Annotated in this window: 21 protein-coding genes; 14 read left to right on the forward strand and 7 right to left on the reverse strand. The window is 67.2% G+C overall.

The annotated features are described in order from the left end of the window. Position 1 precedes the first annotated feature (1 nt). The 6 genes from OY559_RS13035 to OY559_RS13060 all read left to right on the forward strand — a co-directional run bounded on the left by OY559_RS13035 (position 2) and on the right by OY559_RS13060 (position 5063). Positions 2-487 (forward strand): peroxiredoxin, encoded by a 486-nt coding sequence (locus OY559_RS13035; protein WP_277726660.1) that lies wholly within the window; start codon positions 2-4, stop codon positions 485-487. 115 nt (positions 488-602) lie between these two features. Next, a complete protein-coding gene (locus OY559_RS13040; protein WP_277726661.1) occupies positions 603-2000 on the forward strand; it encodes a PhoH family protein in 1398 nt (465 codons plus the stop codon). After that, positions 1997-2632: an energy transducer TonB gene (locus tag OY559_RS13045; RefSeq protein WP_277726662.1), complete on the forward strand. Its 636-nt coding sequence runs from the start codon at positions 1997-1999 to the stop codon at positions 2630-2632. The genes OY559_RS13040 and OY559_RS13045 overlap by 4 nt, the downstream gene beginning before the upstream one ends. Positions 2633-2681: 49 nt before the next feature. Then, a complete protein-coding gene (locus tag OY559_RS13050) occupies positions 2682-3359 on the forward strand; it encodes a YoaK family protein (protein WP_277726663.1) in 678 nt (225 codons plus the stop codon). 43 nt (positions 3360-3402) lie between these two features. Continuing rightward, a complete protein-coding gene (thiD, locus tag OY559_RS13055) occupies positions 3403-4209 on the forward strand; it encodes a bifunctional hydroxymethylpyrimidine kinase/phosphomethylpyrimidine kinase (RefSeq protein WP_277726664.1) in 807 nt (268 codons plus the stop codon). After that, positions 4209-5063 carry an alpha/beta hydrolase family protein gene (locus OY559_RS13060; protein WP_277726666.1) on the forward strand — a complete coding sequence of 285 codons (855 nt, stop codon included), beginning with the start codon at positions 4209-4211 and terminating at the stop codon, positions 5061-5063. Before thiD ends, OY559_RS13060 begins: the two co-directional genes overlap by 1 nt. Positions 5064-5070: 7 nt before the next feature. On the opposite strand, the gene OY559_RS13065 is transcribed toward OY559_RS13060, so the two are convergent. Both OY559_RS13065 and galE read right to left on the reverse strand, forming a co-directional pair. After that, a complete protein-coding gene (locus OY559_RS13065) occupies positions 5071-6126 on the reverse strand; it encodes a diguanylate cyclase (protein WP_277726667.1) in 1056 nt (351 codons plus the stop codon). A 116-nt stretch (positions 6127-6242) separates the two neighbouring features. Further along, positions 6243-7259, reverse strand: coding sequence for a UDP-glucose 4-epimerase GalE (galE, locus tag OY559_RS13070; protein WP_277726668.1), 1017 nt, complete (start codon positions 7257-7259; stop codon positions 6243-6245). Positions 7260-7475: 216 nt separating this feature from the next. On the opposite strand from galE, the gene OY559_RS13075 reads away from it, so the two are divergent. The 8 genes from OY559_RS13075 (at position 7476) to OY559_RS13110 (ending at position 18367) form a co-directional block, all read left to right on the forward strand. Further along, positions 7476-8765: a nucleotide sugar dehydrogenase gene (locus OY559_RS13075; protein WP_277726669.1), complete on the forward strand. Its 1290-nt coding sequence runs from the start codon at positions 7476-7478 to the stop codon at positions 8763-8765. Positions 8766-8793: 28 nt separating this feature from the next. Further along, complete coding sequence (locus OY559_RS13080) at positions 8794-9801, forward strand: NAD-dependent epimerase (protein WP_277726670.1); 1008 nt, start codon at positions 8794-8796, stop codon at positions 9799-9801. A gap of 95 nt (positions 9802-9896) precedes the next feature. Continuing rightward, entirely contained in the window at positions 9897-10517 is a 621-nt protein-coding gene (locus OY559_RS13085; protein WP_277726671.1) for an XrtA/PEP-CTERM system exopolysaccharide export protein, read from the forward strand. Beyond that, on the forward strand, positions 10517-12106 hold the full coding sequence (locus tag OY559_RS13090) for an XrtA system polysaccharide chain length determinant (RefSeq protein ID WP_277726672.1): 1590 nt from the start codon (positions 10517-10519) through the stop codon (positions 12104-12106). Before OY559_RS13085 ends, OY559_RS13090 begins: the two co-directional genes overlap by 1 nt. A 10-nt stretch (positions 12107-12116) precedes the next feature. Further along, positions 12117-12884, forward strand: coding sequence for a P-loop NTPase family protein (locus tag OY559_RS13095; RefSeq protein ID WP_277726673.1), 768 nt, complete (start codon positions 12117-12119; stop codon positions 12882-12884). A 20-nt stretch (positions 12885-12904) separates the two neighbouring features. Next, a complete protein-coding gene (locus tag OY559_RS13100; RefSeq protein WP_277726674.1) occupies positions 12905-14206 on the forward strand; it encodes an outer membrane beta-barrel protein in 1302 nt (433 codons plus the stop codon). Between the two features lie 10 nt (positions 14207-14216). Then, positions 14217-16079: a hypothetical protein gene (locus tag OY559_RS13105; protein WP_277726675.1), complete on the forward strand. Its 1863-nt coding sequence runs from the start codon at positions 14217-14219 to the stop codon at positions 16077-16079. Between the two features lie 272 nt (positions 16080-16351). Beyond that, positions 16352-18367, forward strand: coding sequence for a heparinase II/III family protein (locus OY559_RS13110; RefSeq protein WP_277726677.1), 2016 nt, complete (start codon positions 16352-16354; stop codon positions 18365-18367). Between the two features lie 8 nt (positions 18368-18375). On the opposite strand, the gene OY559_RS13115 is transcribed toward OY559_RS13110, so the two are convergent. The 5 genes from OY559_RS13115 to OY559_RS13135 all read right to left on the reverse strand — a co-directional run bounded on the left by OY559_RS13115 (position 18376) and on the right by OY559_RS13135 (position 23211). Next, on the reverse strand, positions 18376-19299 hold the full coding sequence (locus OY559_RS13115; RefSeq protein WP_277726679.1) for a glycosyltransferase family 2 protein: 924 nt from the start codon (positions 19297-19299) through the stop codon (positions 18376-18378). A 2-nt stretch (positions 19300-19301) separates the two neighbouring features. Beyond that, positions 19302-20066: a glycosyltransferase family 2 protein gene (locus OY559_RS13120; RefSeq protein WP_277726682.1), complete on the reverse strand. Its 765-nt coding sequence runs from the start codon at positions 20064-20066 to the stop codon at positions 19302-19304. 23 nt (positions 20067-20089) lie between these two features. Further along, on the reverse strand, positions 20090-21277 hold the full coding sequence (locus tag OY559_RS13125; RefSeq protein WP_277730005.1) for a hypothetical protein: 1188 nt from the start codon (positions 21275-21277) through the stop codon (positions 20090-20092). Positions 21278-21387: 110 nt separating this feature from the next. Beyond that, entirely contained in the window at positions 21388-22029 is a 642-nt protein-coding gene (locus tag OY559_RS13130; protein WP_277726683.1) for a polysaccharide deacetylase family protein, read from the reverse strand. A gap of 30 nt (positions 22030-22059) precedes the next feature. After that, positions 22060-23211: a glycosyltransferase gene (locus OY559_RS13135; protein WP_277726684.1), complete on the reverse strand. Its 1152-nt coding sequence runs from the start codon at positions 23209-23211 to the stop codon at positions 22060-22062. Between the last annotated feature and the right edge of the window lie 5 nt (positions 23212-23216).

The following is a 23216-nucleotide window of genomic DNA, read 5'->3' on the forward strand; positions in this document are numbered from 1 at the left end:
GATGACGGCGAAAAGCGCGAACGCCCTGCCCAAATCGACACTGAAACTGCCGCTGGCCTTGTCCGGCGGCGAGACCGCCACCCTCGCCGACCATGCCGGCCACTGGCTGGTGCTGTACTTCTATCCGAAGGACAGCACGCCGGGATGCACCACCGAAGGCCTGGACTTCAATGCGTTGCTGCCGAAGTTCAAGAAGCTAGGCGCCACGGTGCTGGGCGTCTCGCGCGATTCGGTGAAATCGCACGACAACTTCTGCGCGAAGCAAGGGTTCAAGTTCCCGCTGGTGAGCGATGCCGACGAAGCGCTGTGCAAGGCCTTCGACGTGATCCACGAAAAGAACATGTACGGCCGCAAGGTGCTGGGCGTGGTGCGCAGCACCTTCCTGATCTCGCCCGACAGCCGCATCGCACAGGAATGGCGCGGCGTGAAGGTTCCCGGCCATGCCGACGCCGTGCTGGACGCCCTGAAGGCCCACCAGGCCCAGTGACCGAATTCCCCTCCACCCCATCCACCATCCCGCGCCGCGGCGGGTCATGGTGGTTCGCTGCTGTCCGCGGAAAAGTCGCCCGTGTTCACACATCTTCCTCGATGAGGTTGCCCGAATGACCCGTAGCAAGCGTATCTATGTGTTGGACACCAACGTGCTGATGCACGACCCCACCGCGTTGTTCAAGTTCGAGGAACACGATGTCTTCCTGCCGATGCAGGTGATCGAGGAACTGGACAACGGCAAGAAAGGCACGTCGGAAGCGAGCCGCAATGCGCGGCAGGTCAGCCGCTTCCTCAACGAACTGGTCGAAGCCTCCGGGCTGGACAACCTGGCGGCCGGCATTCCGCTGATCCAGCCCAACAGCCTGCAGCTGCGTGGCTCGCAGAGTGCGGGCCTGCTGCGCTTCCAGACAAGCCATTTCGACGCGGGCAAGAGCTTCGGCGCGGTCATCCCGGACAACGCCATCCTCGGCGCCATCCTCGCGCTGAAGGAAAGCGAGCCGGAGATCCCGGTAGTGTTCGTCTCCAAGGACATCAACCTGCGCATCAAGGCGGCGATCGCCGGGATCGTTTCGGAGGATTACGAGAATGACCGCGCGCTGGACGATTTCAGCCTGCTGTACACCGGCGCGGATCCGCTGGCGGAGGATTTCTGGCAACGCCATGGCAAGGACCTGCGGTCGTGGACCGACAAGGGCCGCACGTACTACGAAGTCACCATGACCGAGGGCGCGGGCTGGTATCCCAACCAGTACCTGTACCTGCCAGGCGATGACGAATCGGAGTTCCGCGTCAGCCGGGTGGAAGGCGACAAGGCGACGCTGCAGATCGTCGATGACTTCCGCCACAGCCAACATGCGGTGTGGGGCATCAATGCGCGCAACCGCGAGCAGAACTTCGCGCTCAACGCGCTGATGGACCCGGAAGTCGACTTCGTCACCCTGCTCGGCACGGCCGGCACCGGCAAGACGCTGCTCGCGCTTGCGGCTGGCCTGGCGCAGACGATGGACCAGCAGCGCTACCGCGAGATCATCATGACGCGCGCCACGGTCAGCGTGGGCGAGGACATCGGCTTCCTGCCCGGCACGGAAGAGGAAAAGATGACCCCGTGGATGGGCGCGCTGACCGACAACCTGGAGGTGCTGACGCACAACCAGGAAGGCGGTGCGTGGGGGCGCGCGGCGACCAACGACCTGCTCGCTTCGCGCATCAAGATCCGCTCGATGAACTTCATGCGCGGGCGCACGTTCCTGAGCCGCTACCTGATCCTGGACGAAGCACAGAACCTCACGCCCAAGCAGATGAAGACGCTCATCACCCGTGCCGGCCCGGGCACCAAGATCGTCTGCCTGGGCAACGTGGAACAGATCGACACGCCCTACCTGACGGAAACGACCTCCGGCCTGACCTATGCGGTGGACCGCTTCAAGAACTGGGCGCACAGCGCGCACATCACGCTGCGGCGTGGCGAGCGGTCGCGCCTGGCGGATTACGCGTCGGAAGTGTTGTGAGCCTTGGCACCCGCTGGAGAGCGGCGTGCCTGCTGGTGGCGGCGGCCTGCTCGGGACAGGATGTCCTGGCGCAGGCCCCGGCTGCTGCGCACTCCGGTGCGCAGTCGGTGCAGACCTTGAGGGAGATCGCGCTGTTTCCCCACAGCGATGCCTTTCCGGCGGAAGCCAGGGTGCAGCGTCTCTCCGGCGAGGTGATGATCCGGGCCGAGGTCCTGGCGACCGGGAAGTGGGTCGACGCCCAGGTGGAAACGTCATCGGGGTCGGCCGTGCTGGATGGCGCGGCGCTGACCGTCGTCGCGGGACTCGCCAGCAAGCCGCGCGATGCGGATGCGCTGCCCGTACCCGTACGCGTGCCCATCGGATTCTCGCTGGACAGCATGCAGACGCTTCCGGCAAAGACATGCGAGGAGTTCAACCACGACTTCGCCCAGTACCGCACCCTGAAGCCCCACGCGACCGCCCACGACATGCGCGTGTTCGATCTGGTCTCCGGCATCTGGGTGGCGACCAAGGGCACGATGGCGCCCGATGCCATCAAACGCCTGCCGTCCGCGCCGGACAAGGTGGCCAGCACTTGCGCGAAGCGCCCGCGCGCGAAGTTCATGGATACCTTCATGGAGGCGATGCGATGAACACCTGCCGCGCGGCAACCGGCGCGCCGACCTTGCTCACGTACGACTGATGGGCCTGCACCTTCCCCGCTGGGTCTGGATCGGTGCCGTCCTGCTGGCCTGCGTGGCCGGCATGGTCAACGTCATCGGCTACCTCGGTTTCGAGCATCAGGCGGTCAGCCACCTGACCGGCACCACCAGCCTGCTGGGCGCGGCCCTCGCGCAGGGCGACCTGCGCGCAGTGACGCACCTGTGGGGGATGCTGATCGCGTTCTGCCTGGGCGCGATGCTGAGCGGCCTGATCATCCAGGACCAGACGCTGAAACTCGGGCGCCGCTACGGCGTGGTGCTCACGCTGGAAGCGCTCCTGCTGGTGGCCGCGATCCCGCTCTTCAAACAGGAACAGATCTGGGGCGCCCTGCTGGCCGCCGTGGCGTGCGGCTTGCAGAACGCGATGGTCACCACGTACAGCGGCGCGGCCGTGCGCACCACGCACCTGAGCGGCATGTTCACCGACCTGGGCATCGGGCTGGGGCACCTGCTGCGTGGCATGCCGTTGCCGGTGCGGCGGCTGACCCTGAGCGGCCTCATCATCTCCGGCTTCCTGGGCGGCGGCGTGCTGGGCGCGTGGTTGTATCGCCACTTCGGTTACGACGCCCTCCTGGCGCCCGCCCTGCTGACCGGCGGCACGGGTGTGGGTTATGTGGTGTACCGCCAGTGGATGCAGGCGCGGCGACCGTCCGCCTGACCCGGCCACCCGCACGCTGGCGTACGGATGGCACAATCTGCGGATGACGCTTCCCTCCGTGGTTTCCGCCCTGACCATCGCCGGCTCCGATTCCGGTGGCGGCGCCGGCATCCAGGCCGACCTGAAAACCTTCGCCGCACATCGTGTGCACGGCCTCTCGGCCATCGCCGCGCTGACCGCGCAGCACACGCGCGGCGTGACCGCGGTGAACGTGCCGCCGATGGACTTCCTGCGCGCGCAGCTGGATGCGTGCTTCGAGGACTTCGATATCCGCGCGGTCAAGCTGGGCATGCTGGCCACCGCCGAGGTGATCGGCACCGTGGTCGAAGCACTCGTCCGGCATCGCCCCGACACGGTGGTCGTCGACCCGGTGATGGTCGCCACCAGTGGCGCCAGGTTGCTGGAAAACAGCGCGCTGGACGCGATGCGCCGCCAGGTGCTGCCGCTGGCCGACGTGCTGACACCCAATCTTCCCGAAGCCGAACTGCTGCTGGGACGCGCGATCCCCGATGCCCAGGCGATGCGCGACGCGGCACGGGACCTGCTGGCGCTGGGCGCGCGTGCCGTCTTCCTCAAGGGCGGTCATCTGCCCGGCGAAGGGGACGTCATCGACCTGTACGCGGATGCGGAAGGCGTAGCGGAAACGGCACATCCGCGCCTTGCACTTGAAGCCCATGGCACCGGCTGCACGCTGGCGTCCGCCATCGCGGCCCGTCGGGCGCAGGGCATGACGATGAAGGACGCCTGCCTCGCCGCATCCGACTACGTGCACGCCGCACTTCGGGGCGGCTACCGCCCGGGACGCAGCGACATCCTCGTGCTGGATCACTTCGGCGCCGCACCCTTCTGATGGACGACATCGACATGCCCATGGTCTCAGCGCAGGACATTCCGCTGACCACGCCAGACGGCCATGCATATGCGTTGATGGCGCGCATCCCCGCACAGGCGACCTCTGCCGTGCTGTGGGTCCCCGCCCTCGGTGTGGCGGCGCGGCATTACATGCCGTTCGCGGAGGGCCTGGCCGCGCGCGGCATGGCGGTGTTCGTGCACGAATGGCGCGGCAACGGCAGCAGCTCGCTGCGCGCCGACCGCCGCCACGATTGGGGCTACCGCGAGCTGCTGGGCATGGACCTGCCATCGAGTCATGCAGAACTTCGCCGGCAGGTGCCCGATGTGCCGCACGTGATCGGCGGGCACAGCCTGGGTGGGCAACTCGCGGCCTGCCATCTCGGCCAGCACCCCGACGCGTTCGCAGCGCTGTGGCTGGTCGGCAGCGGCACGCCTTACTGGCGCGCGTTCCCCACGCCACGCGGCTTCGCACTGCCGTTCTTCTACCAGTTCGCGCCTTGGCTGGCGCGCGCATGCGGTGCGCTGCCGGGTCGTCGCCTGGGGTTTGGCGGCGACGAAGCACGCAGCCTGATCCGCGACTGGGCGCGCGTGGGCCTGAGCGGTCGCTATCGTGCCGCCGGCTTGCCGACGGATCTGGAAGCCGGCATGCGCCAGGTCCAGGCTCCCCTCCATGGCGTGCTGTTCGACGACGACTGGCTGGCGCCGGAAAGTTCGCTGCGCGCGCTTGCGGCCAAGATGCCCGCAAGCGCGGCCCGCGTCACCACGCTGCATCATGCGGCGCTGGGCACGCGTGCGGATCACTTCGCCTGGATGAAGCAGCCTGGCGCCGTGATCGACGCCCTGCTGTCCTGATCGCGGATCAGCAACCCACGACGATGCTGTCGCGTCCCTGCGCCTTGGCGCGGTAGAGCGCACTGTCCGCGCTGTTGATCCAGTCCGACACCGTCGCGATGCCCGGATGCGCTTCGGACAGCCCGATGCTGACGGTGCAGCGCAGGCCGCGTGCGGAGAAGGCACAGGCGGCCACCTGCCGCCGCAGCCGCTCCGCCGCCACGATCGCTTCTTCCCAGCGCGTATCGGGCATGACGACGCCGAACTCATCGCCACCATAACGGCCACCCGTGTCCACATCGCGCAGGCAGGCCTTCAACAATCGCGCGAACTCTTCCACCACTTCATCCCCGACCGTGTGGCCGTAGCCGTCGTTGATGTCCTTGAAGCGGTCGATATCGATCAGCACCAGCACCGCCGTCCGGCCCGAACGCTGGAAGCGCTTCAGCTCCGTGGTGGCGGCATGCAGCCACTGCTGCCGGTTCATCAGTCCGGTGGCGGCATCGAAACGCGCCATCTTCTCCAGCAGGTCCTTCTGTTGCCGCGCCTTGCGCGACAGCGAGTGGGTGGCAACGCCGATCGCCATCGGATAGATGGCCAGGAACGGCAGGCAGGCCAGGACCACGGGGTAGCTGGTGTAGGGATCGAACCTGAAACCCCACGCCGCGCTGGCCGCCAGGCAGGTCAGCAGCATGGTGCCCAGCGTGCGGATGCCGAAGCGTCCACCGCCGATGATCACCTTGTCCATCGTCAGCATCACCGCCAGCAGCACGCTGGGCAGCGCATCGAAATGCATGGCGGCGATCCAGAAGCCGCCCATCGCCGCATCGAAGGTCAGGTTCTGGAATTCGGCCTGGATCGGTTCATCGCGGCTCAGCTTGACCCGCAGATAGGCCAGGTGCGGCCACAGGAAGCCATTGGCGACCAGCAACGCCCACAGGGCGGGCGACGCCGAATGTTCGTAAAACACGGCCCCCACGCATATCGCGCCCAGCCCAAGCCCCAGCGCGCGCATCCGGTACATGCGCAGGCCATAGCGTGAGCGGTTCTGTTCCGCCATGTCGCGCGCAGCGTCAGGGGACAAGCGGGTCCAGGCGTTATGAGTTGACCCGATTCTCAGCCAATCGCAGCCCCTGTGCCAGCCCGCGACAGGCCGTCGCGCGCGTGCTTATGCCAACCCGGTCACGTTCGGCGCATCAATCACGCGGCCGGATAGCCCTGCGGATTCTGCGATTGCCAGCGCCACGCATCGCGGCACATGGCCTCCACCCCGAGTTCGGCATGCCAACCGAGCGTCTGACGGGCCAGCGACGGATCCGCGTACACCTCCGCGACATCGCCAGGCCGCCTGGCAACGACTTCGTACGGAATGTCCCGTGCGGCCGCATCCGCGAATGCCTTCACCAGTTGCAGCACGCTGACACCCTGGCCGGTGCCCAGGTTGACCGTCAGGTTGCGCCGCTCGCGCACGAGGAAATCCAGCGCATCCGCGTGCGCACGGGCGAGGTCCATCACATGGATGTAGTCGCGCACGCCGGTGCCGTCCAGGGTCGGCCAGTCGCCGCCGAATACGCTCAGCCGGTCGCGCCGCCCTACCGCCACCTGGCAGATGTACGGCATCAGATTGTTGGGAACACCGGTCGGATCTTCGCCGATGAGGCCCGATGCGTGGGCACCCACCGGGTTGAAGTAGCGCAGGTTGGCGGCATGGAATTCCGCATCGCTGCCGCACAGATCGCCGATGAGCTCTTCCATCACCAGCTTGGTGCGGCCATACGGATTGGTGACCTGCAGGCGCGCGTCTTCGCGCACCGGTACGCTGGCGGGGTCGCCATAGACCGTGGCGGAGGAACTGAACACCAGCCGCCTGACGCCTGCGGCCTGCATCCCGTGCAGCAGGTTGAGCGTGCCGCCGATGTTGTTGTGGAAATAGTCCAGAGGTCGCTCGCAGGACTCGCCCACTGATTTCAGCGCGGCGAAATGCACGACGGCATCGAACTGCTGGCGCGCGAAGAACCAGGCGACCGCCTCGCGGTCGCGCAGGTCCAACGGCTGGAAGGGCACCGGATGACCGGTGATCTGCTGCAGGCGGGCCAGCACGCCTGGCGAGCTGTTGCTGAAGTTGTCGGCCACCACCACGTCATGGCCGCGCTCCACCAGCACCACGTAGGTGTGTGCGCCGATGTAGCCGGCGCCACCGCACAACAGGATCCGCATCTCGACTCCCCCGGTCGCGTGTCGCCCATGTTCCGGATGGACGATCATCTCCTGATACGCAGGCAACGCGGCATTCAGGCCAATTCTTCCGCGTGTCCTCCCGGGCGTACTTTGGACGTTGATCGACTCGACACCAGGCCGGAAACCGGGCGAACGCCCGCCGCGCCACCGTATAGACTGCGCGACACACGCGACACACAGGGGATCTCCACATCGATGAACGCACCACTGCCTACCCTGGACCAGGCCAGGATCGCCGTGATTGGACTGGGGTATGTCGGCCTGCCGCTGGCCGTCGCCTTCGGCCGCAGGTTTCCCACGCTTGGATTCGACATCAATGGCAAGCGCGTGGCCGAACTGCGCGACCATCATGACCATACGCTGGAGGTCACCGCCGAAGAGCTGCGCGACACCCCGCAGCTGGGCTTCAGCGACGATCCGGCCGCGCTGGCGGGCTGCAACGTGTTCATCGTCACCGTTCCCACCCCGATCGACGACTACAAGCGCCCCGACCTGCATCCGCTGGAATCGGCCAGCCGCGCCGTCGGCCGCGCCATCGGCAAGGGCGCGGTCGCCATCTACGAATCCACCGTCTACCCGGGCGCGACCGAAGAAGTCTGCGTGCCGATCATCGAGCGTGAATCCGGACTGGTCTTCAACCGGGATTTCTACGCCGGCTACAGCCCCGAGCGCATCAACCCCGGCGACAAGCAGCATCGGCTGGAGACGATCATGAAGGTCACCTCCGGCTCCAGTCCCGAGGTCGCCGACTTCGTGGATGCGCTGTACGGCAGCATCATCACCGCCGGCACGCACAAGGCCAGCAGCATCCGCGTGGCGGAAGCGGCCAAGGTCATCGAGAACACCCAGCGCGACGTCAACATCGCGCTGATCAACGAGCTGGCGTTGATCTTCCACCGCCTCGGCATCGACACCCACGAGGTGCTGGAAGCCGCCGGCACCAAGTGGAACTTCCTGCCGTTCCGCCCCGGCCTGGTCGGTGGCCACTGCATCGGCGTGGACCCGTACTACCTGACCCACAAGGCGCAACAGATCGGCTACCACCCGGACGTGATCCTGGCCGGGCGGCGCATCAACGACGGCATGGGCAGCCATGTCGCCCGCCGCGTCGCCAAGCTGATGGCCAAGCGCAACCTGCCCACTGCCGGCGCCAGGGTGCTGGTGCTGGGCCTGGCCTTCAAGGAGAACTGCCCCGACGTGCGCAATACGCGGGTGGTGGACATCGTGTCGGAGCTGCGCAGCTACAACACCGAGGTCGATGTACACGATCCGTGGGTCAACGCGGATGAAGCGCGGCACGAATATGGTCTGGACCTGGTGGCGGAGCCGCAGCCCGGCCGGTACGATGCCATCATCCTGGCGGTTGCGCACCGGGAATTCACCGAACGTGGCGCCGATGGCGTGCGCGCGCTCGGCAAACCCGGTGCCGTGCTCTTCGACGTGAAGCGGGCCCTGCCCCGCCACGCCGTCGACGACTGCCTGTAAGCGATCCGATCTCCACGGGACCCTGTTGATGCGCGTACTGGTCACCGGCGCTGCCGGCTTCATCGGCTCACACCTCAGCCATCGCCTGCTCGATCGCGGCGACGAGGTGCTGGGATACGACAACCTCAACGCCTACTACGATCCGACGCTGAAGGAGGCCCGCCTGGCGCGGCTCCTGCCGAAGGCGGGCTTCCGTTTCGTGCACGGCTCACTGGAAGACCGCACGGCGCTGGAGGCGGCTTTCGACGAATTCAAGCCGCAGCGCGTGGTGAACCTGGCCGCGCAGGCCGGCGTGCGCTACTCGCTGGAGAACCCGCACGCCTACATCGACAGCAACATCGTCGGCTTCACCAACATCCTGGAAGCCTGCCGGCACCGCGGCGTCGAACACCTCGTCTATGCGTCGTCCAGTTCGGTGTACGGCGCCAACCGGAAACTGCCGTTCGCGGTGGAAGACAGTGTCGACCATCCGGTCAGCCTGTACGCGGCCACCAAGAAGGCCAACGAGCTGATGGCGCATACCTACAGCCATCTGTTCGGCATGCCCACCACCGGACTGCGCTTCTTCACCGTATATGGCCCGTGGGGCCGACCGGACATGGCCCTGTTCCTGTTCACGAAGAACATCCTCGAGGGCAAGCCCATCGACGTGTTCAACCACGGCCACCACAGCCGCGACTTCACCTTCGTCGACGACATCGTGGAAGGCGTCGTGCGCACGCTGGACACCGTGCCCGGCCCGGACCCGGCGTACGACCCGCTGCTGCCTAACCCGGGTTCGTCCAGCGCTCCGTACCGCGTCTACAACATCGGCAACCACCAGCCGGTGCAGTTGCTGCGCTACATCGAGGTGCTGGAGGACTGCCTGGGTCGCAAGGCGGAGAAACGCCTGCTCCCGATGCAGCCTGGCGACGTGCCCGACACCGAAGCCGACGTCGAGGCGCTGCGCCGCGACACGGGCTATTCGCCGACGACGCCGATCGAGACCGGCGTGCGCCAGTTCGTGGACTGGTACCGGACGTTCTACGCCGCCTAAATCCCACGAGGAGCGCTTGCAAGGCGCTCCGCAGTGGCCGGATTCCCCTGTCGCCGCCGTTGTTACCGGCATCAGCAACTCCAGGGGATCTTCCGATGAACCGCCTCTTTGCCGGCCTTGCCGCCACCGCCCTTTCCATGCTGCTGGCGTCGTGCGCCACGTCCTCCGGCAGCGAGACGCCACCGCCTGCGACGAGCACGCTGGGGACCGACGCGTACCACATCGGCGTGGACGACATCGTGCAGGTCTCCGTGTGGCGCAATCCGGAACTCGGCATCACCGTGCCGGTGCGTCCCGACGGCATGATCTCGGTTCCGTTGGTGGGCGACGTGCCCGCCGGCGGCCGCACACCCGGTGACGTCGCCAAGGACATCCAGGAACGCCTGGCCACCTACGTGCGCGATCCGCAGGTGGCGGTGATCCTCACCGACCTGCGCAGCCACGAATACCTGTCCCGGGTACGCGTCACCGGCGCCGTCCGCCAGCCCGTGTCGCTGCCCTATCGCCCCGGCATGACAGTACTGGATGCCGTGCTGGCCGCTGGTGGCATCACCGAGTTCGCCGCCGCCGACCGGTCCGATCTGCACCGCAAGGGTGCCGAGCAGACCCAGACCTACGCGGTCCGGCTTGACCGCATCCTCAACCGTGGCGACCTGAGCACCAACTACACGGTATCGCCCGGCGACGTCATCACCGTTCCCGAGCGCACGTTCTGATGAGCCAGAGCAATCTCCCCGCGCGGCGCGGATACGCCGCGCCGGCCTCGCCCGCGGGCGCGCTGTCGCCGAACGAACTGGCCCCGATCCTGCTGCGCGAAGCGCGCCGCCACCGTGTGGCCCTGGTCGGCATCTTCGCCGGCGTCGCCCTGCTGACGCTGCTGGTCGGATTGCTGGTGCTGCCGAAGAATTACACGGCCTCGACGACGATCCTGGCGCAGGAAAGCGACATCATCCAGCCCCTGCTGGAAGGCCGCGCCGTGGCGACCGGCGTCGTGGACCGCGCCGGCATGGCCCGGCAGGTGATCTACAGCCAGCGGGTCCTGCAGGATGCGCTGAAAACCGGCGGCTGGCTGGAAGACGTCCCCAATGCCGTCCAGCAGGACCGCCTGATGGAACAGATCAAGGGCCGCATCGCGATCACCAGCCCGCGCCCCAACCTGATCCAGATCACCTACCGCGACAGCGATGCCAAGCGCACCTACCAGGTGACGGAGCGCCTGAGCGAGATGTTCATCAAGGAGAGCCTGGCGGCGAAGGAACGCGAAAGCCGCGAGGCCTACGAGTTCATCAACAAGCAGGTGCAGGACTACCACGCCAAGCTGCTGGAAGCCGAGGAGCGCCTGCGCATGTACCGCTCGGCCAACACCGACGCCCAGCCCGGCAGCGCGACCGATGCCAATACGCGCATCAGCTCGCTGCGTACCACGGTCGAACAGACCCGCATGTCGCTGCTGGAACAGCGCTCGCGCGAAAGCGCGATCGCCTCGCAGCTCTCCGGCGAATCCGCGGTCACCGCCGTGCAGACGCGCGAGAGCCTGTATCGCGGGCAGTTGCTGGAGCTGCAGGGCCAGCTGGACCGCCTGCTGCTGAACTACACCGAGCAGCACCCGGACGTCGTGCGCGTGCGCCACCAGATGGCCGATCTGCAGCAGTCCATGGTCAACGAACAGAACCGTCGCGCCTCCGCACCGCAGAGTGGGAGCCCGTTCGACGAAGCCCAGATGAATCCGCTGTACCAGGAATTGCGCAGCCAGCAGGCACAGACACGCCGCGAAGTGGCCGCGACCGCGTCGCGCATGGCAATCGCGGAGTCGATGCTGAACGACGAACTCAACCGCAGCCGGCGCATCGCCGACTCGGAAAGCGCCCTGGCCGAGCTCACGCGCGACTACGAGGTCAACCGCGACATCTACCAGGACCTGTTGCGCCGGCGCGAGAACGCCCGCGTCTCCATGCAGCTGGACCGCGAGGAACGCGGCCTGACCCTGCGCGTGCAGGATCCCGCCACCATGCCGTTGCGGCCGACGGGCCTGCGTTTCATGCACTTCGCCATCGGCGGGCTGCTGATGGCGGTAGGCATTCCGCTCGGCCTGGTGTTCCTGCGTGCGCGCTTCGATCCGCGCATCCGCTCGGCGCACCAGGTACAACGGCTCACGGACCGCCCGCTGCTGACCGTGGTGCCGACCTACCACTCGCCGCGCGACCGTCGCCAGGAAATGACGAGGAACGCGATGAGCGTCGGCATCCTCCTGATCGTCGTGCTCGCGTATGGGCTCGTGTTCGGCCTCAAGCAACTCGCCGCCTGAGGCCACCCCCATGACCCAACACGCCACAATGGAAAAGCCAGTGACCCCGGACAACGACCGACTGCACGGCGTGCCCTACCGCGCCGACACCTCCCGCTCGCTGGCCCTGATGGACGAGCCCACGGCATTGACGCCACGCGAACTGGAAGAGCGTCGCGTCATCCATCGCAACGATTCCGTGCGCGAACAGGCCGATGCGTTCCGCGAATTGCGTACCCGGTTGCTCGCCCTGGGCGGCGACAGGAACTTCGTCACCCTGGTGGCGCCGGTAAGCCACGGCTGCGGGGGCAGCTTCGTTGCCCGCAACCTGGCCACGGCGTTCGCGTTCGACGACACCAAGAGCGCGCTGCTGGTGGACTGCGACGCGCTGCATCCGACGCAGCACACCGCGCTGCGCGTGGATGCCGGACACGGCGGGCTGATGGACTACCTGGACGACAGCGACACCGATCTCGCCCGCATCCTCTACCGCACCGGCGTACCGCGCCTGCGCCTGATACCGAGCGGCCGCCAGCGCGAAACGACGGGCGAGGCTTTCAGCTCGTTCCGCATGCGCGCGATGATGGATTCGCTGCGCAGCCGTTATCCCGACCGTTACCTCGTCCTCGACAGTCCTTCGGTCCTCGGTTCGCCCGATGCGCGCATCCTCTCCGAGCTCGCCGACCTCGTGGTCCTGGTCGCGGGCTACGGCAAGGTCACGCCGGAGAAGCTGGAGAAGGCCATCGGCAGCTTCCCGGCCGACAAGGTGGCCGGCGTGGTGTTCAACGAAATCCCGTGAAGCAGCCAAGGAGCATCGGCATGCGCGTCACCCGCCTTCGCGTTTCCGTCATCGCGGCTTCCGTGCTGGCCACGTTCTCCGGCCACGCGTTCGCCGCACGCGTCGACTACACCGTGGACCTCGGCATGGAGCGCAACAGCAACGTGACGATGGTGCCGGCCGACCCCATCGAGCAGCGCTACCTGCGTGCCGGCGTCGGCTTCAGCATCACCGAGAACATCTCGGCGCTGCAGCTGAACCTGGACGGGCGCGCCGAGTACCGCGACTACGAGGACGACATCTTCGCCGACACCGTCGACGGCACGCTCTCCGGGCGCATGAACTGGGTCGCCATTCCGCAGCGCCTGTTCTTCGTGGTGGAGGACAACCTGACGGTGCAACCGGTGGATTCGCTGGTGCCCGATGGCCCGGGCAACCGCCAGCAGGTGAACGTGTTCTCCGCCGGTCCGACGGTGCTGTTCAACTGGACCTCCTCGCTGCATGGACAGGCCGAACTCCGCTACGTGCACAGCGATGCCGAGGTGACCGACGAGTTCAATTCGCAGCGCCTCGCCGCTGCGGTCCGCACGATCAAGGAACTCTCGCCCACCAGCCGCGTGTCGTTGAACCTGCAGGCGCAGCGCGTGGACTTCGACGACGACATCGTGGCACGCGACTACAACCGCTACGACATCTACGGACGCTATGTCCGCACGCTGGCCAACTTCGAACTCGGTGCGGACCTGGGCTATTCGCGCATCGACTACCGGCAGGGCGAGTCGCGCTCGGAACCATTGCTGCGCGCGGATGCCCAATGGAACCTGTCGCCGCACAGCCAGCTGATCGCGGCGGTGTCCAGCCAGTTTTCGGACACCGCGACCGACGCGTTGACCGGCATCCAGTCCGAGGCCACGGTGCCGGAGAACGTCCTGACCGGCGACGCAGTGGTGAATGCATCGCCGTACGAGGTCCGCAGCATCGACCTCGGCTACCAGTACACGGGCACGCGGTTGACCTTTTCGCTGACCCCTTACGTGCAGAAGCGCGACTACGTGGATTCGGACACGTTCGACCAGAAGACCCGCGGCGCGCGCTTCGACCTGCAATGGCTGATCCGTCGTTCGCTGACGCTGGGAAGCTACGCCACCTGGGAACGCCTGGACTACACGCAGCTCAACCGCAAGGACGAAACGTCGCGCGTGGGCGCGAGCCTGGAATACCAATGGGCGCCCCGCTGGTCGGCACGCCTGCACGCCGAACGCTACAAGCGCGACAGCACCGACGTTGGCCAGAGCGTCTCGCAGAACCTGATCTACCTGAGCATCGCCTATTCCAACCGTTGAGGTGTCCGGCATGCGCGCCACGCCCTCCAGATTGAAGACGCATGGCATCCCCAGTGCGGTGTTGCTGACGCTGGCACTGCTGGCGGCCGCTATCGGCCATTGCGGTGCAGCCGACGCACCGGAGGCGAGCTCCGCACCGGAACCCCGGGAGCCGCAGGCTTCCGCTGGCGCGCCACAGGCGACCGCCGCGCCCGTCGCCCCGGCTGCACCGGCAGGCACGGACCAGTTGAAGATCGACCTGGCGTTCGTCGATCGCAGGTCGCCGGAGTACGGCCGCTTCCGCAACTGGGTGGACACCGCCGTGTCGGGCAACCCGGGCTATGCCTTCAGCGCCAGCGACGCCGCCCTGATGTTCCTGCTCAGTGGTGGCGAGAAGTACTGCAAGCTCGCCGTCCGCATGGTGGAAAAGGAAGTCGCTGAAGCCGAAAGCGCGATCGCAGGCGGTTCGCGCCCCGCGATCGCCGGCGATTCGTATCTGGAAGTCGGCCCCAGGATCGCGGACCTGGCGATGACGCTGCACGCCTGCACCGGCATGATCGATGCCGCGCAGCGGCAGCGCTGGTCCGCCCTGGCGGAGCAGGCCGTGTGGAACGTCTGGAACCCGAGCCGGGCGCAGTGGGGCGGCCGCACCCACGCATGGACTGGCTGGTCCATCGACAATCCCGGCAACAACTACTACTACAGCTTCATCGAAGCGACCATGTACTGGGCGCTGGTCAGCGGCAGCAAGACCTGGATGGACGAGCTCAAGACGCGTCGCCTGCCGCCGCTGAAGGCGTACTACGCCGAGCTGCCGGGCGGCGGCAGCCGCGAAGGCACCGGCTATGGCGCTGCGCAGATGCGTCTGTTCGGTCTTTACCGCCTGTGGAAGGACAGCACGGGCGAGGACCTGGCCACGGCCAGCACGCATGCGCGCGACAGCATTCCGTACTGGATACATGCCACGGTGCCCACCTTGGACCGTTTCGCCCCGATCGGCGACCAGGCGCGCAGTTCGATACCCGAACTGTTCGACTACCACCGCCGGCTGGTGCTGGAAGCGCGCCAGTTGACGACGGATACAGATGCGCGCGCGATGTCGTCTTGGTGGCTGCGCAGCATCTCGGTGCCGCGCATGAGCCAGGGCTTCAACAGTCGCTACGACCTGTTGCCGGCCGGCGATGGCGGCGATCCGCCCCCGGCCCTGGTCTACCACGCGGAAGGTGCCGGCCACCTCTTCGCACGCAGCGACTGGGGCAAGGATGCGATGTGGATGTCGTTCGTCGCCGGCCCCTACAACGAGAGTCACGCGCACCAGGAGCAGGGTGGCTTCACCCTGTTCGCCCGCGACTGGCTCGCGGTGACCGAGAACATCTGGAGCCACAGCGGCATCCAGCAAGGCACGCCGGTCCATAACGTGGTGCGCTTCGAACGCGCCAACGCGGACGCACAGCAATGCGCGGCGCCGCGCGGTGACGTGGTGGTGCACCAGTGCGAAACCCCGCGCTCGCGCTCCCGCGTGACCGTGACGCCGCGACCGGATGGCGGCATCACCGCCACGGCCGACCTGACCCCGGTGTATCGCGACAATCCGGCCCTGCAGTCCTGGCAGCGACGCATCGAGTTCGGTGGTCGCAAGCTGCTGGTGCAGGACGATTTCCGGCTGGGCGCGGGCACCCGTGCGATCTTCCAGGTCAATGTCCCGGAGCGCCCCACCGTCCAGGGCAACGAGGCCACCGCCGGGCGGCTGCGCATCCGCGTGCTGGAGCCCGCGAATGCGACGCTGCGCGTCCACACCTGGAGCGACGATGACGCGCAGGAGTTCCGTCGGGGCTGGCGGGTGGATGTCTCGGGCGGACAGACCGGCTACAAGGTCGAGCTCAGCGAGAAGTGAGCCGGGTCGCGTCGGGCAAGGCAGGCGCCGCAAAGAGTGCGGTGAGTCTCAAATGCACCCTCACGGGCCCGTGACCTCCCCTGCCGCCCGCTGAACCAACCTGCCGTTCTGTGACCCAGCCCGTCCGTTTTGACGGAACCCCCACGTTATGATCCGCCCGCCGTTGCGCGGATCGCATGTAGCGAGGGGGCGCTGCAGCGGGTAGTCACCAGCCTCGAGGGCTGTCGTCTTCCAATTCGTTCGTGCGCGGTTTTCTTGCCAGGAGAACCCCCTTGTCGCGCACGTCCGTTTCCCCCCGCCGCACCCGCCGGCTGCCCTTCGCCCTGTTCCTGGGCGCTGCGTCGCTTACCGCCCTGACTGCCGCCAGCGCCGCCAGCGGCCTGTTCGGGCTTCGTGCCCAGGCCTTTGCATCCCATGCATGGATCCAGGCCGAAGATGAATTCGCCGAGTTGCGCCAGGATACGCGCGACCACGTCCTGCGCTTCTGGACGCGCGCTTCCGCCAACACCCGGCTGGCCCGCCGTGCGCGCGAACGCGCTGCCACCGGCACGCCCACCAGCACCAGCACGGCCAACCCCGTCGTCCTCACGCCGGTAGCGCCCACCGTGGATTCAACCCCGGTCCTGAGCAGCGGCGGGCGGATCAGTTCGAATTCCTCCCGGCCACGGCTGGTGAACCTGCCCATGCCGGTGCCGGCGGTCGACAAGTCGTCCGCTGCCTACACCCGCTTCAAGGGTTGGGTGGATGCGGCCGTCGCCGGCAACCGCGGCTACGGCTTCAGTGCTGCCGAGGCCGCACTGATGTACCAGATCTCGCCTGAAGCAAAGTACTGCACGCTGGCCGTCAGCATGGTCGAAGCGCAGGTCAGCGCCGCGGAATCCGCGATCGCTTCCGGCGGCCGTCCAGCCGTGGCGGGGGATTCCTACCTTGAGGTGGGCCCGATGATCGCCGATCTGGCGTCCACCATGACCGCCTGCGGCGGCAGCATCACCGCCAGCCAGCGCACCCGCTGGTCCGCGTATGCGGAGCAGGCGGTGTGGAACGTGTGGAACTACAACAACGCCCAGTGGGGCGGTCGCAGCCATCCGTGGTCCGGCTGGTCGGTGAACAATCCCGGCAACAACTATTACTACAGCTTCGTCGAAGCGACGATGTACTGGGCGCTGGCCAGCGGCAACGGCACCTGGTTCAACTTCCTGCGCGACAACAAGCTGCCTGCGCTGCAGACCTACTTCGCCCGGCTGCCCGGTGGCGGCAGCAGCGAAGGCACCGGTTATGGCACCTCGCACATGCGGCTGTTCTCGCTGTACCGCATCTGGCGCGATGCGACCGGCACCGATCTGGCCAACGCCAACAGCCACGCGTCCGACAGCATTCCGTACTGGGTGCACGCCACGGTCCCCACGCTGGATCGCTTCGCGCCGATCGGCGACCAGGCGCGCAGCTCGGTTCCCGACATCTACGACTACCACCGCCGCCTGATGCTGGAAGCGCGTTCGGTGGCGACCAATCCGGTCGTGCAGAACCAGGCGACCTGGTGGCTCAACAACATCTCCATCGCACGCATGGGCTCGGGCTTCAACTATCGCTACGACCTGCTGCCCACCGGCACCACGGCCGCCGTACCGCCGGAGCTGATCTACCACGCCCGAGGCACCGGACACCTGTTCGCACGCACCGGCTGGACGCGTGACGCGATGTGGCTGGCGATCGTCGCCGGTCCCTACAACGAGAGCCACGCCCACCAGGACCAGGGTTCGTTCACGCTGTTCTCCGGCGACTGGCTGGCGGTCACGGCCAACATCTGGAGCCACAGCGGCATCAACCAGGGCACCGATGTGCACAATCTGGTGCGCTTCGTCCGGAATGGCACGGTGGCGCGCCAGTGCGAATCGACCACGCGGGCCTCGACGCTCACGGTCAATCCCGGCAGCGGCGGCGCGTTCACGGCAGATGCCAACCTGACGCCGGCGTTCTGCAACAGCGACGCCGTGACCAACTGGCGCCGCAACTTCACTTTCGCCAACCGCCGCCTGACCGTCCGAGACACCTTCAGCATCACCAGCGGCACCACCGCGACGTTCCAGGTGAACGTGCCGGTCGCGCCGACGCTGGTGAACAGCCGCGAAGCCACCGCAGGCCGCCTGCGCGTGCGCGTGCTGGAGCCGGCCAACGCCACGATCAACAGCAATTTCAGCTCGGGCAAGTACGTCGAGGACGGCGCGCGCTTCCGCATCGACGTGCAGGGCGGCACCACTGGCTACGTCGTCGAATTGAGCGAGATCTGACCCGCCCTTCAGGGGCAGGCGTGAGGCCGCCGCCCGCGCGCGCGCAGGCGGCGGCGCATGTCCAGCACGGGAACGGGGACGCAGCTGATCGACATCAGGCCGATGCGTTCCAGTGTCGGCCGTGCAAACAGCGCCGGCAGCAGCAGGCGACGTGCCGGCCGCAACCGGCGCGCATGGATCAGGTGGCGGGCGAATTCCGTGCGGATCGCCCGCACCTTCCATCCCACCATGGCCGCAGGCAGCGACAACTGATCGCCCAGCGTCTCGGCGTTGTGGATTTCCGCAGCGGCGCAGCGTTCGATACGGCTGGTCAGGCTGCCTTCCACGGGCGTGTAGTGCCCCACCAGGCCAGCGCAGGCACGTAACCGCCAGCCCGCGTGCGCGATGCGCAGCCACAGACTGTAGTCCTCCGCACCGATCAGCTCGCGCGCTTCGAAGAAGCCACCGAGAGTATCGAAGACATCGCGGCGCACCACGCTCATCGACGTGCATATCCGGTTGCAGCGCCACAGCAGGTCGAAATCCATGTCCGCCGGCAGCGCCAGGCGATCCTCGCGCGCACCCCCATGCAGCAGACCGGCACGCGGGTCCGTCGCCAATGGCATCTGCGCCTGCATCTTGTGCGGCAACCACGTGTCGTCCGCATCCAGGAACGCCACCCACGCAGCCGAGGTCGCGCGCACGCCTGCATTGCGCGCGCTGGCAGGCCCACCATTGGGCTGTCGCAGCAGGTCGACGACGCCGCCATAGCCCGCCACGATGCGCGCCACCTCCTCGCCATCCGGGGAGCCATCGTCCACCACCACGATCTGGCGTGGCGGCAAGGTCTGCGCCACCACGCTGTCCAGCGCGCGCGCCAGCGTGCCGGCGGCCTGGTAGGCCGGGATCACCACGGCGTAGTCCGGAACCGTCACGGGGGAAGACGATGCCATGCTCACGCCAGCCTTGAGACGGGACGTCGCTTGAGCAGCGCGTGCGCGATGTAGTGCAGCATGCACCACGCCGACCGCGGCCACGGCAGACTCTCGATGTCGCGGTAGATCCGCCACTGCCAACCGGCGGCGCGCAACTTGTTCGACGACACCGAACCTTCGCGGACGAGGTAGTACGCCAGCGGCCGCTCATCCGGCACGCGTTCGGCATGGCCGGCGCGGCGCACGCGATCCAGCCAGAACACGTAGTCCTCATGCCCCATCTTCTGGAACGCCACCTCGCCCAGTGAGCGTTCGTAGATGCCGGTCAGGTTGCCGATGCGGTTGCTGTAGAGCATGCCGGCATAGTCCACGCGCGCCGGGGGCAGCACGGTCGCCAACGGCCTGCCGTCCTCGCCGACACGCTGGTAGGCGGTGTAGCACACGCGTGCACCGGTACGCTGCATGTGTTCCAGCTGCAGGGCGAGCTTGTCGTGTGTCCACCAGTCATCGCTGTCCAGGAACGCGACATGGCTTCCGCGTGCGGCCTGCAACCCCCGGTTGCGTGCAGCGGCGACCCCTCCGTTGGCCTGGTGGATCGCCACCACGCGCGGATCGCGCGCTGCGTATTCGTCCATGATCGCCGGCGAACCGTCGCGTGACCCGTCATTGACCAGGATCAGCTCCAGGTTCGCGTGGCTTTGCTGCAGGACCGAATCGATGGACCGGCGCATCGTGGCCTCTGCGTTGTACACAGGCATCACCACGCTGACCGTCGGCGCATCCACAGCGGAATCTGGCCGGATGCCCGTCACGCGGCCGCCTGTGCCACCTTGCCACCTGCCCATGAAGCACGCGGAGCGGGCAATGCGTAGTCGCGGTAATCGCCGGGATTGCCCTGCATGCCCGCCTCTGCCGCCTTGACGATGTTGTAGGCCTCGCGCGCGGTGACGTAATGCAGCACGTACCGCTTGCCATCGTTGTAGGCGGATTCGAGGTAATCGTGCATCGCATCGACCGGTGGACCGAGCAGCGTATCGATGTCGCCTTCCTGCGTGCCGTGGGTATGGATCTTCACGAACAGCCAGTCGGGCCTGCCCTGCACGTGGACGCCCGCGCGCACCCAGGCATCCACCCGTTGCGGCGTCGGCGGCTGGCCCCTGCGCACATCGGCATTCTCGATGCGCGGGATGATGCCCATGCGTCGATCCTTCCAGTTCAGGCCAAGCGGCCCCTGGATGAGCATCAGGTCGCCACTCGCCCGTCCACCGACGCGGACCGGCACGCCCTGGTCGTGCGACTTCGGCGCATGCGGATCGTCGGTGGCGTAGTAGATGCTGTTGATGGTGCTGGTCTGGGTGTCGCTGGGTGCGGAGGGCAGCGTGAAGTCGGCGTAGCATCCCAACTCCCGCAGCAGGATCAGCTCGTTGTCCAGGCCGCACCAGCGACCGTCGGGCCGGGAATTGTCCAGGCACCAGTTGCCGTGGATGAAACCGAAGCGGAGTTCGCCCGTGGCCGGATCGCGCGGCAGCGCGCCGTGACGCTCGTGCAGCACGCGGCAGAAGCGCGACATGCCTTCCTTGAAGTTGGCTTCGGTGTCGTTGTCGTGGTGCAGGTGCACTTCGATCTCGCCATAGCCTTCCGTACACAGCGCGGAGAGCTTGTCGAGGTATTCCGGCACGTACTCCTCTTCGGGATAGAAGAAGCTGTGCTGGGGCGGCCGGCCATCCGCATCCCGGTGGCGTCCGGCCAGCGTGCGGTAATCGCGGCACCAGCGGTCCACGCGCTCGCGCTGCGTCGCTTCATCGGCGCCATGCCACATGGGCTCGAAGTGGTCGACGAAGCAGAACATCACATGCACCGGACCGTCCACGGCGCGCATGCGCGGGCGACGCAGGTAGCTGCCGATCCAGAGTTCCATGTTGCGCGAACGCAGCAACTTCCAGACCGCCAGCACGGTCGCCATGATCACGACGGCCAGTCCCGCCAGCCACATCACACCGTCCAAGCATCCCCCTGTCGTTGCCGGCGCGTGGTCGCGCCATCGTCACTCCAGAAAACGCGACAACGCGGATGCACCGGCCATCCCTCGCCGGTGTGCGGCATGGATCAATGCACGTGCGGCAGGGCGCGGAGATCGAAGCCCTGGGATTTCCATGCGGGTATCAGCTGCTGCAGCAGTTCGAGCGAATGCTCGCTGTCATCGTGCATCAGGATGATGTCGCCACCGCGCGGCGGATGGCGCCCGATCGTCTCGAGCAGCTCCGGCACCGGACGGCGGCTGTAGTCCAGGCTGTCGTACGACCAGTAGTCGATGCGGTGCCGGCGACCCACGAGCCGCGCCAGCATCGGCACGCTCAACACGCCGCGGGGTGGCCGGAATGCGTGGCGTGCGCGGCCATCGATGCCCTGCAGGAGTTTCTCGGTGCGATCGATCTCCTCCATCTGCTGCCCCAGCGTCAGCGATTCGAAGACCGGATGCGAGTACGAATGGTTGCCCAGCGTGTGCCCTTCCGAGGCGATGCGGCGCGCGAGCGCATCGTGCCGTTCCACCTCGCGCCCCACCAGGAAGAAGCTGGCCTTGGCATCATGCTCCGCCAGCAGATCCAGCAACGGCGGTGTGTGGGCGGGATGCGGGCCATCGTCGAACGTCAGGTACAACGCGCGCCGCTCCCCGCTCGGGCCGGCGGTCGACAACCAGCCGTTCGGCAGGAACCGCAGCAGTTTCAGTCGTCGTGGGCGCGGATTCATGGCGATCAGGTTACCGGGAAACCCAGGGGTTCATGAGAGGCGTCCCTGCACGGCCATCGCACCGGATGACATGTCCTGGCCATCATCCTCGTAGAGGCCATGGTACCGCTCGGCCATGGTGCGGAACGAAGCTTCCGCCTGCGCCCAGGCCTGGCCTGCCCGGCCCATCGTCGCGGCACGGTCGCCGCCGCGCAGCAGCGCGATCAATGCCGTGGCGAGCGCTGCCGCGTCCCCCGACGGCACCAGCCGGCCATTCACGCCCTCGCGGACGATCTCGCGGTTGCCGCCCACATCGGTGGCCACGATGGGAAGCCCGGCAGCGCACGCCTCCAGCAGCGCGATCGAATAGCCTTCGCTGGAAGACGACAGCGCGAACACTTCCATGCCCATCAGCAGGCGCGGCACGTCATGGCGGTCGCCGAGGAACCTGACGGCGTCCGCCAATCCGGCCTGGGTGGCCTGGGCTTCCAGTGCCTCGCGCAAGGGGCCATCGCCGACGATGGCCAGTACGGCTTCCGGCACCTGCACGCGGACCTTGGCGAAGGCGCGGAGCAGCAGCGCGTGGTCTTTCACCGGCTGCAGGCGCCCCACGGTCCCGATGATCCGGCTGCCCGCCGGCCAGCCAAGCTCGGCAGCGAGCGTCCGGCGTGCATCCGGATCAGCGGAACGGAAGCGCTCCAGCCGGATGCCGTTCGGCACGGCCAGCAGGCCATGCCGCGGATGCACGCCCTCCTCGGCGAACCGCTCGCGCGCCGCTTCGCACACCGCGACCGCGTAGTCGGTGAAGCGCATGCTCTGCCGGTACAGCCATTCCTGGCGACCGCTGCGCGAGCGCCCTCCCATGCCGTGGCGGGTGTTGATGCGGCACTTCACCGGAAGACCCAGCGACGCGATGACGGCGTAGTAGTGCGCCATCGCGTTGTGCGTGTGGATGACCGCGTCGGGCGACTGCCGCAGCAGTTCACGTGCGCGACGCAGCGCACGCAGGTCCAGGCCCGGTTGCTTGCCGCATGCATCCACCCGGACACCGCTGGCCAGCAGTTCCCTGGCCAGCAGGCCCAGCTTGAACAGGCAGATGACCCGGCACTGGTGGCCCGCCTCGCGCTGGCTCGCGATCAGGTCCACCACGGTGCGTTCCAGGCCGCCCCGATCAAGGTTCTCGACGAAATGCACGATCTCCACGCTCT

Source organism: Pseudoxanthomonas sp. SE1, from assembly GCF_029542205.1.
Lineage (GTDB): Bacteria > Pseudomonadota > Gammaproteobacteria > Xanthomonadales > Xanthomonadaceae > Pseudoxanthomonas_A.

Excerpts from the sequence above, each read along its gene's own strand:
- OY559_RS13080 (WP_277726670.1), top strand. The coding sequence starts at position 8,794 with ATGCGCGTACTGGTCACCGGCGCTGCCGGCTTCATCGGCTCACACCTC.
- OY559_RS13130 (WP_277726683.1), bottom strand. The coding sequence starts at position 22,029 with ATGAATCCGCGCCCACGACGACTGAAACTGCTGCGGTTCCTGCCGAAC.
- OY559_RS13105 (WP_277726675.1), top strand. The coding sequence starts at position 14,217 with ATGCGCGCCACGCCCTCCAGATTGAAGACGCATGGCATCCCCAGTGCG.
- galE (WP_277726668.1), bottom strand. The coding sequence starts at position 7,259 with ATGCGGATCCTGTTGTGCGGTGGCGCCGGCTACATCGGCGCACACACC.
- OY559_RS13060 (WP_277726666.1), top strand. The coding sequence starts at position 4,209 with ATGGACGACATCGACATGCCCATGGTCTCAGCGCAGGACATTCCGCTG.
- OY559_RS13075 (WP_277726669.1), top strand. The coding sequence starts at position 7,476 with ATGAACGCACCACTGCCTACCCTGGACCAGGCCAGGATCGCCGTGATT.
- OY559_RS13090 (WP_277726672.1), top strand. The coding sequence starts at position 10,517 with ATGAGCCAGAGCAATCTCCCCGCGCGGCGCGGATACGCCGCGCCGGCC.
- OY559_RS13035 (WP_277726660.1), top strand. The coding sequence starts at position 2 with ATGACGGCGAAAAGCGCGAACGCCCTGCCCAAATCGACACTGAAACTG.
- OY559_RS13095 (WP_277726673.1), top strand. The coding sequence starts at position 12,117 with ATGACCCAACACGCCACAATGGAAAAGCCAGTGACCCCGGACAACGAC.
- OY559_RS13050 (WP_277726663.1), top strand. The coding sequence starts at position 2,682 with ATGGGCCTGCACCTTCCCCGCTGGGTCTGGATCGGTGCCGTCCTGCTG.
- OY559_RS13085 (WP_277726671.1), top strand. The coding sequence starts at position 9,897 with ATGAACCGCCTCTTTGCCGGCCTTGCCGCCACCGCCCTTTCCATGCTG.
- OY559_RS13040 (WP_277726661.1), top strand. The coding sequence starts at position 603 with ATGACCCGTAGCAAGCGTATCTATGTGTTGGACACCAACGTGCTGATG.
- OY559_RS13100 (WP_277726674.1), top strand. The coding sequence starts at position 12,905 with ATGCGCGTCACCCGCCTTCGCGTTTCCGTCATCGCGGCTTCCGTGCTG.
- OY559_RS13115 (WP_277726679.1), bottom strand. The coding sequence starts at position 19,299 with ATGGCATCGTCTTCCCCCGTGACGGTTCCGGACTACGCCGTGGTGATC.
- thiD (WP_277726664.1), top strand. The coding sequence starts at position 3,403 with ATGACGCTTCCCTCCGTGGTTTCCGCCCTGACCATCGCCGGCTCCGAT.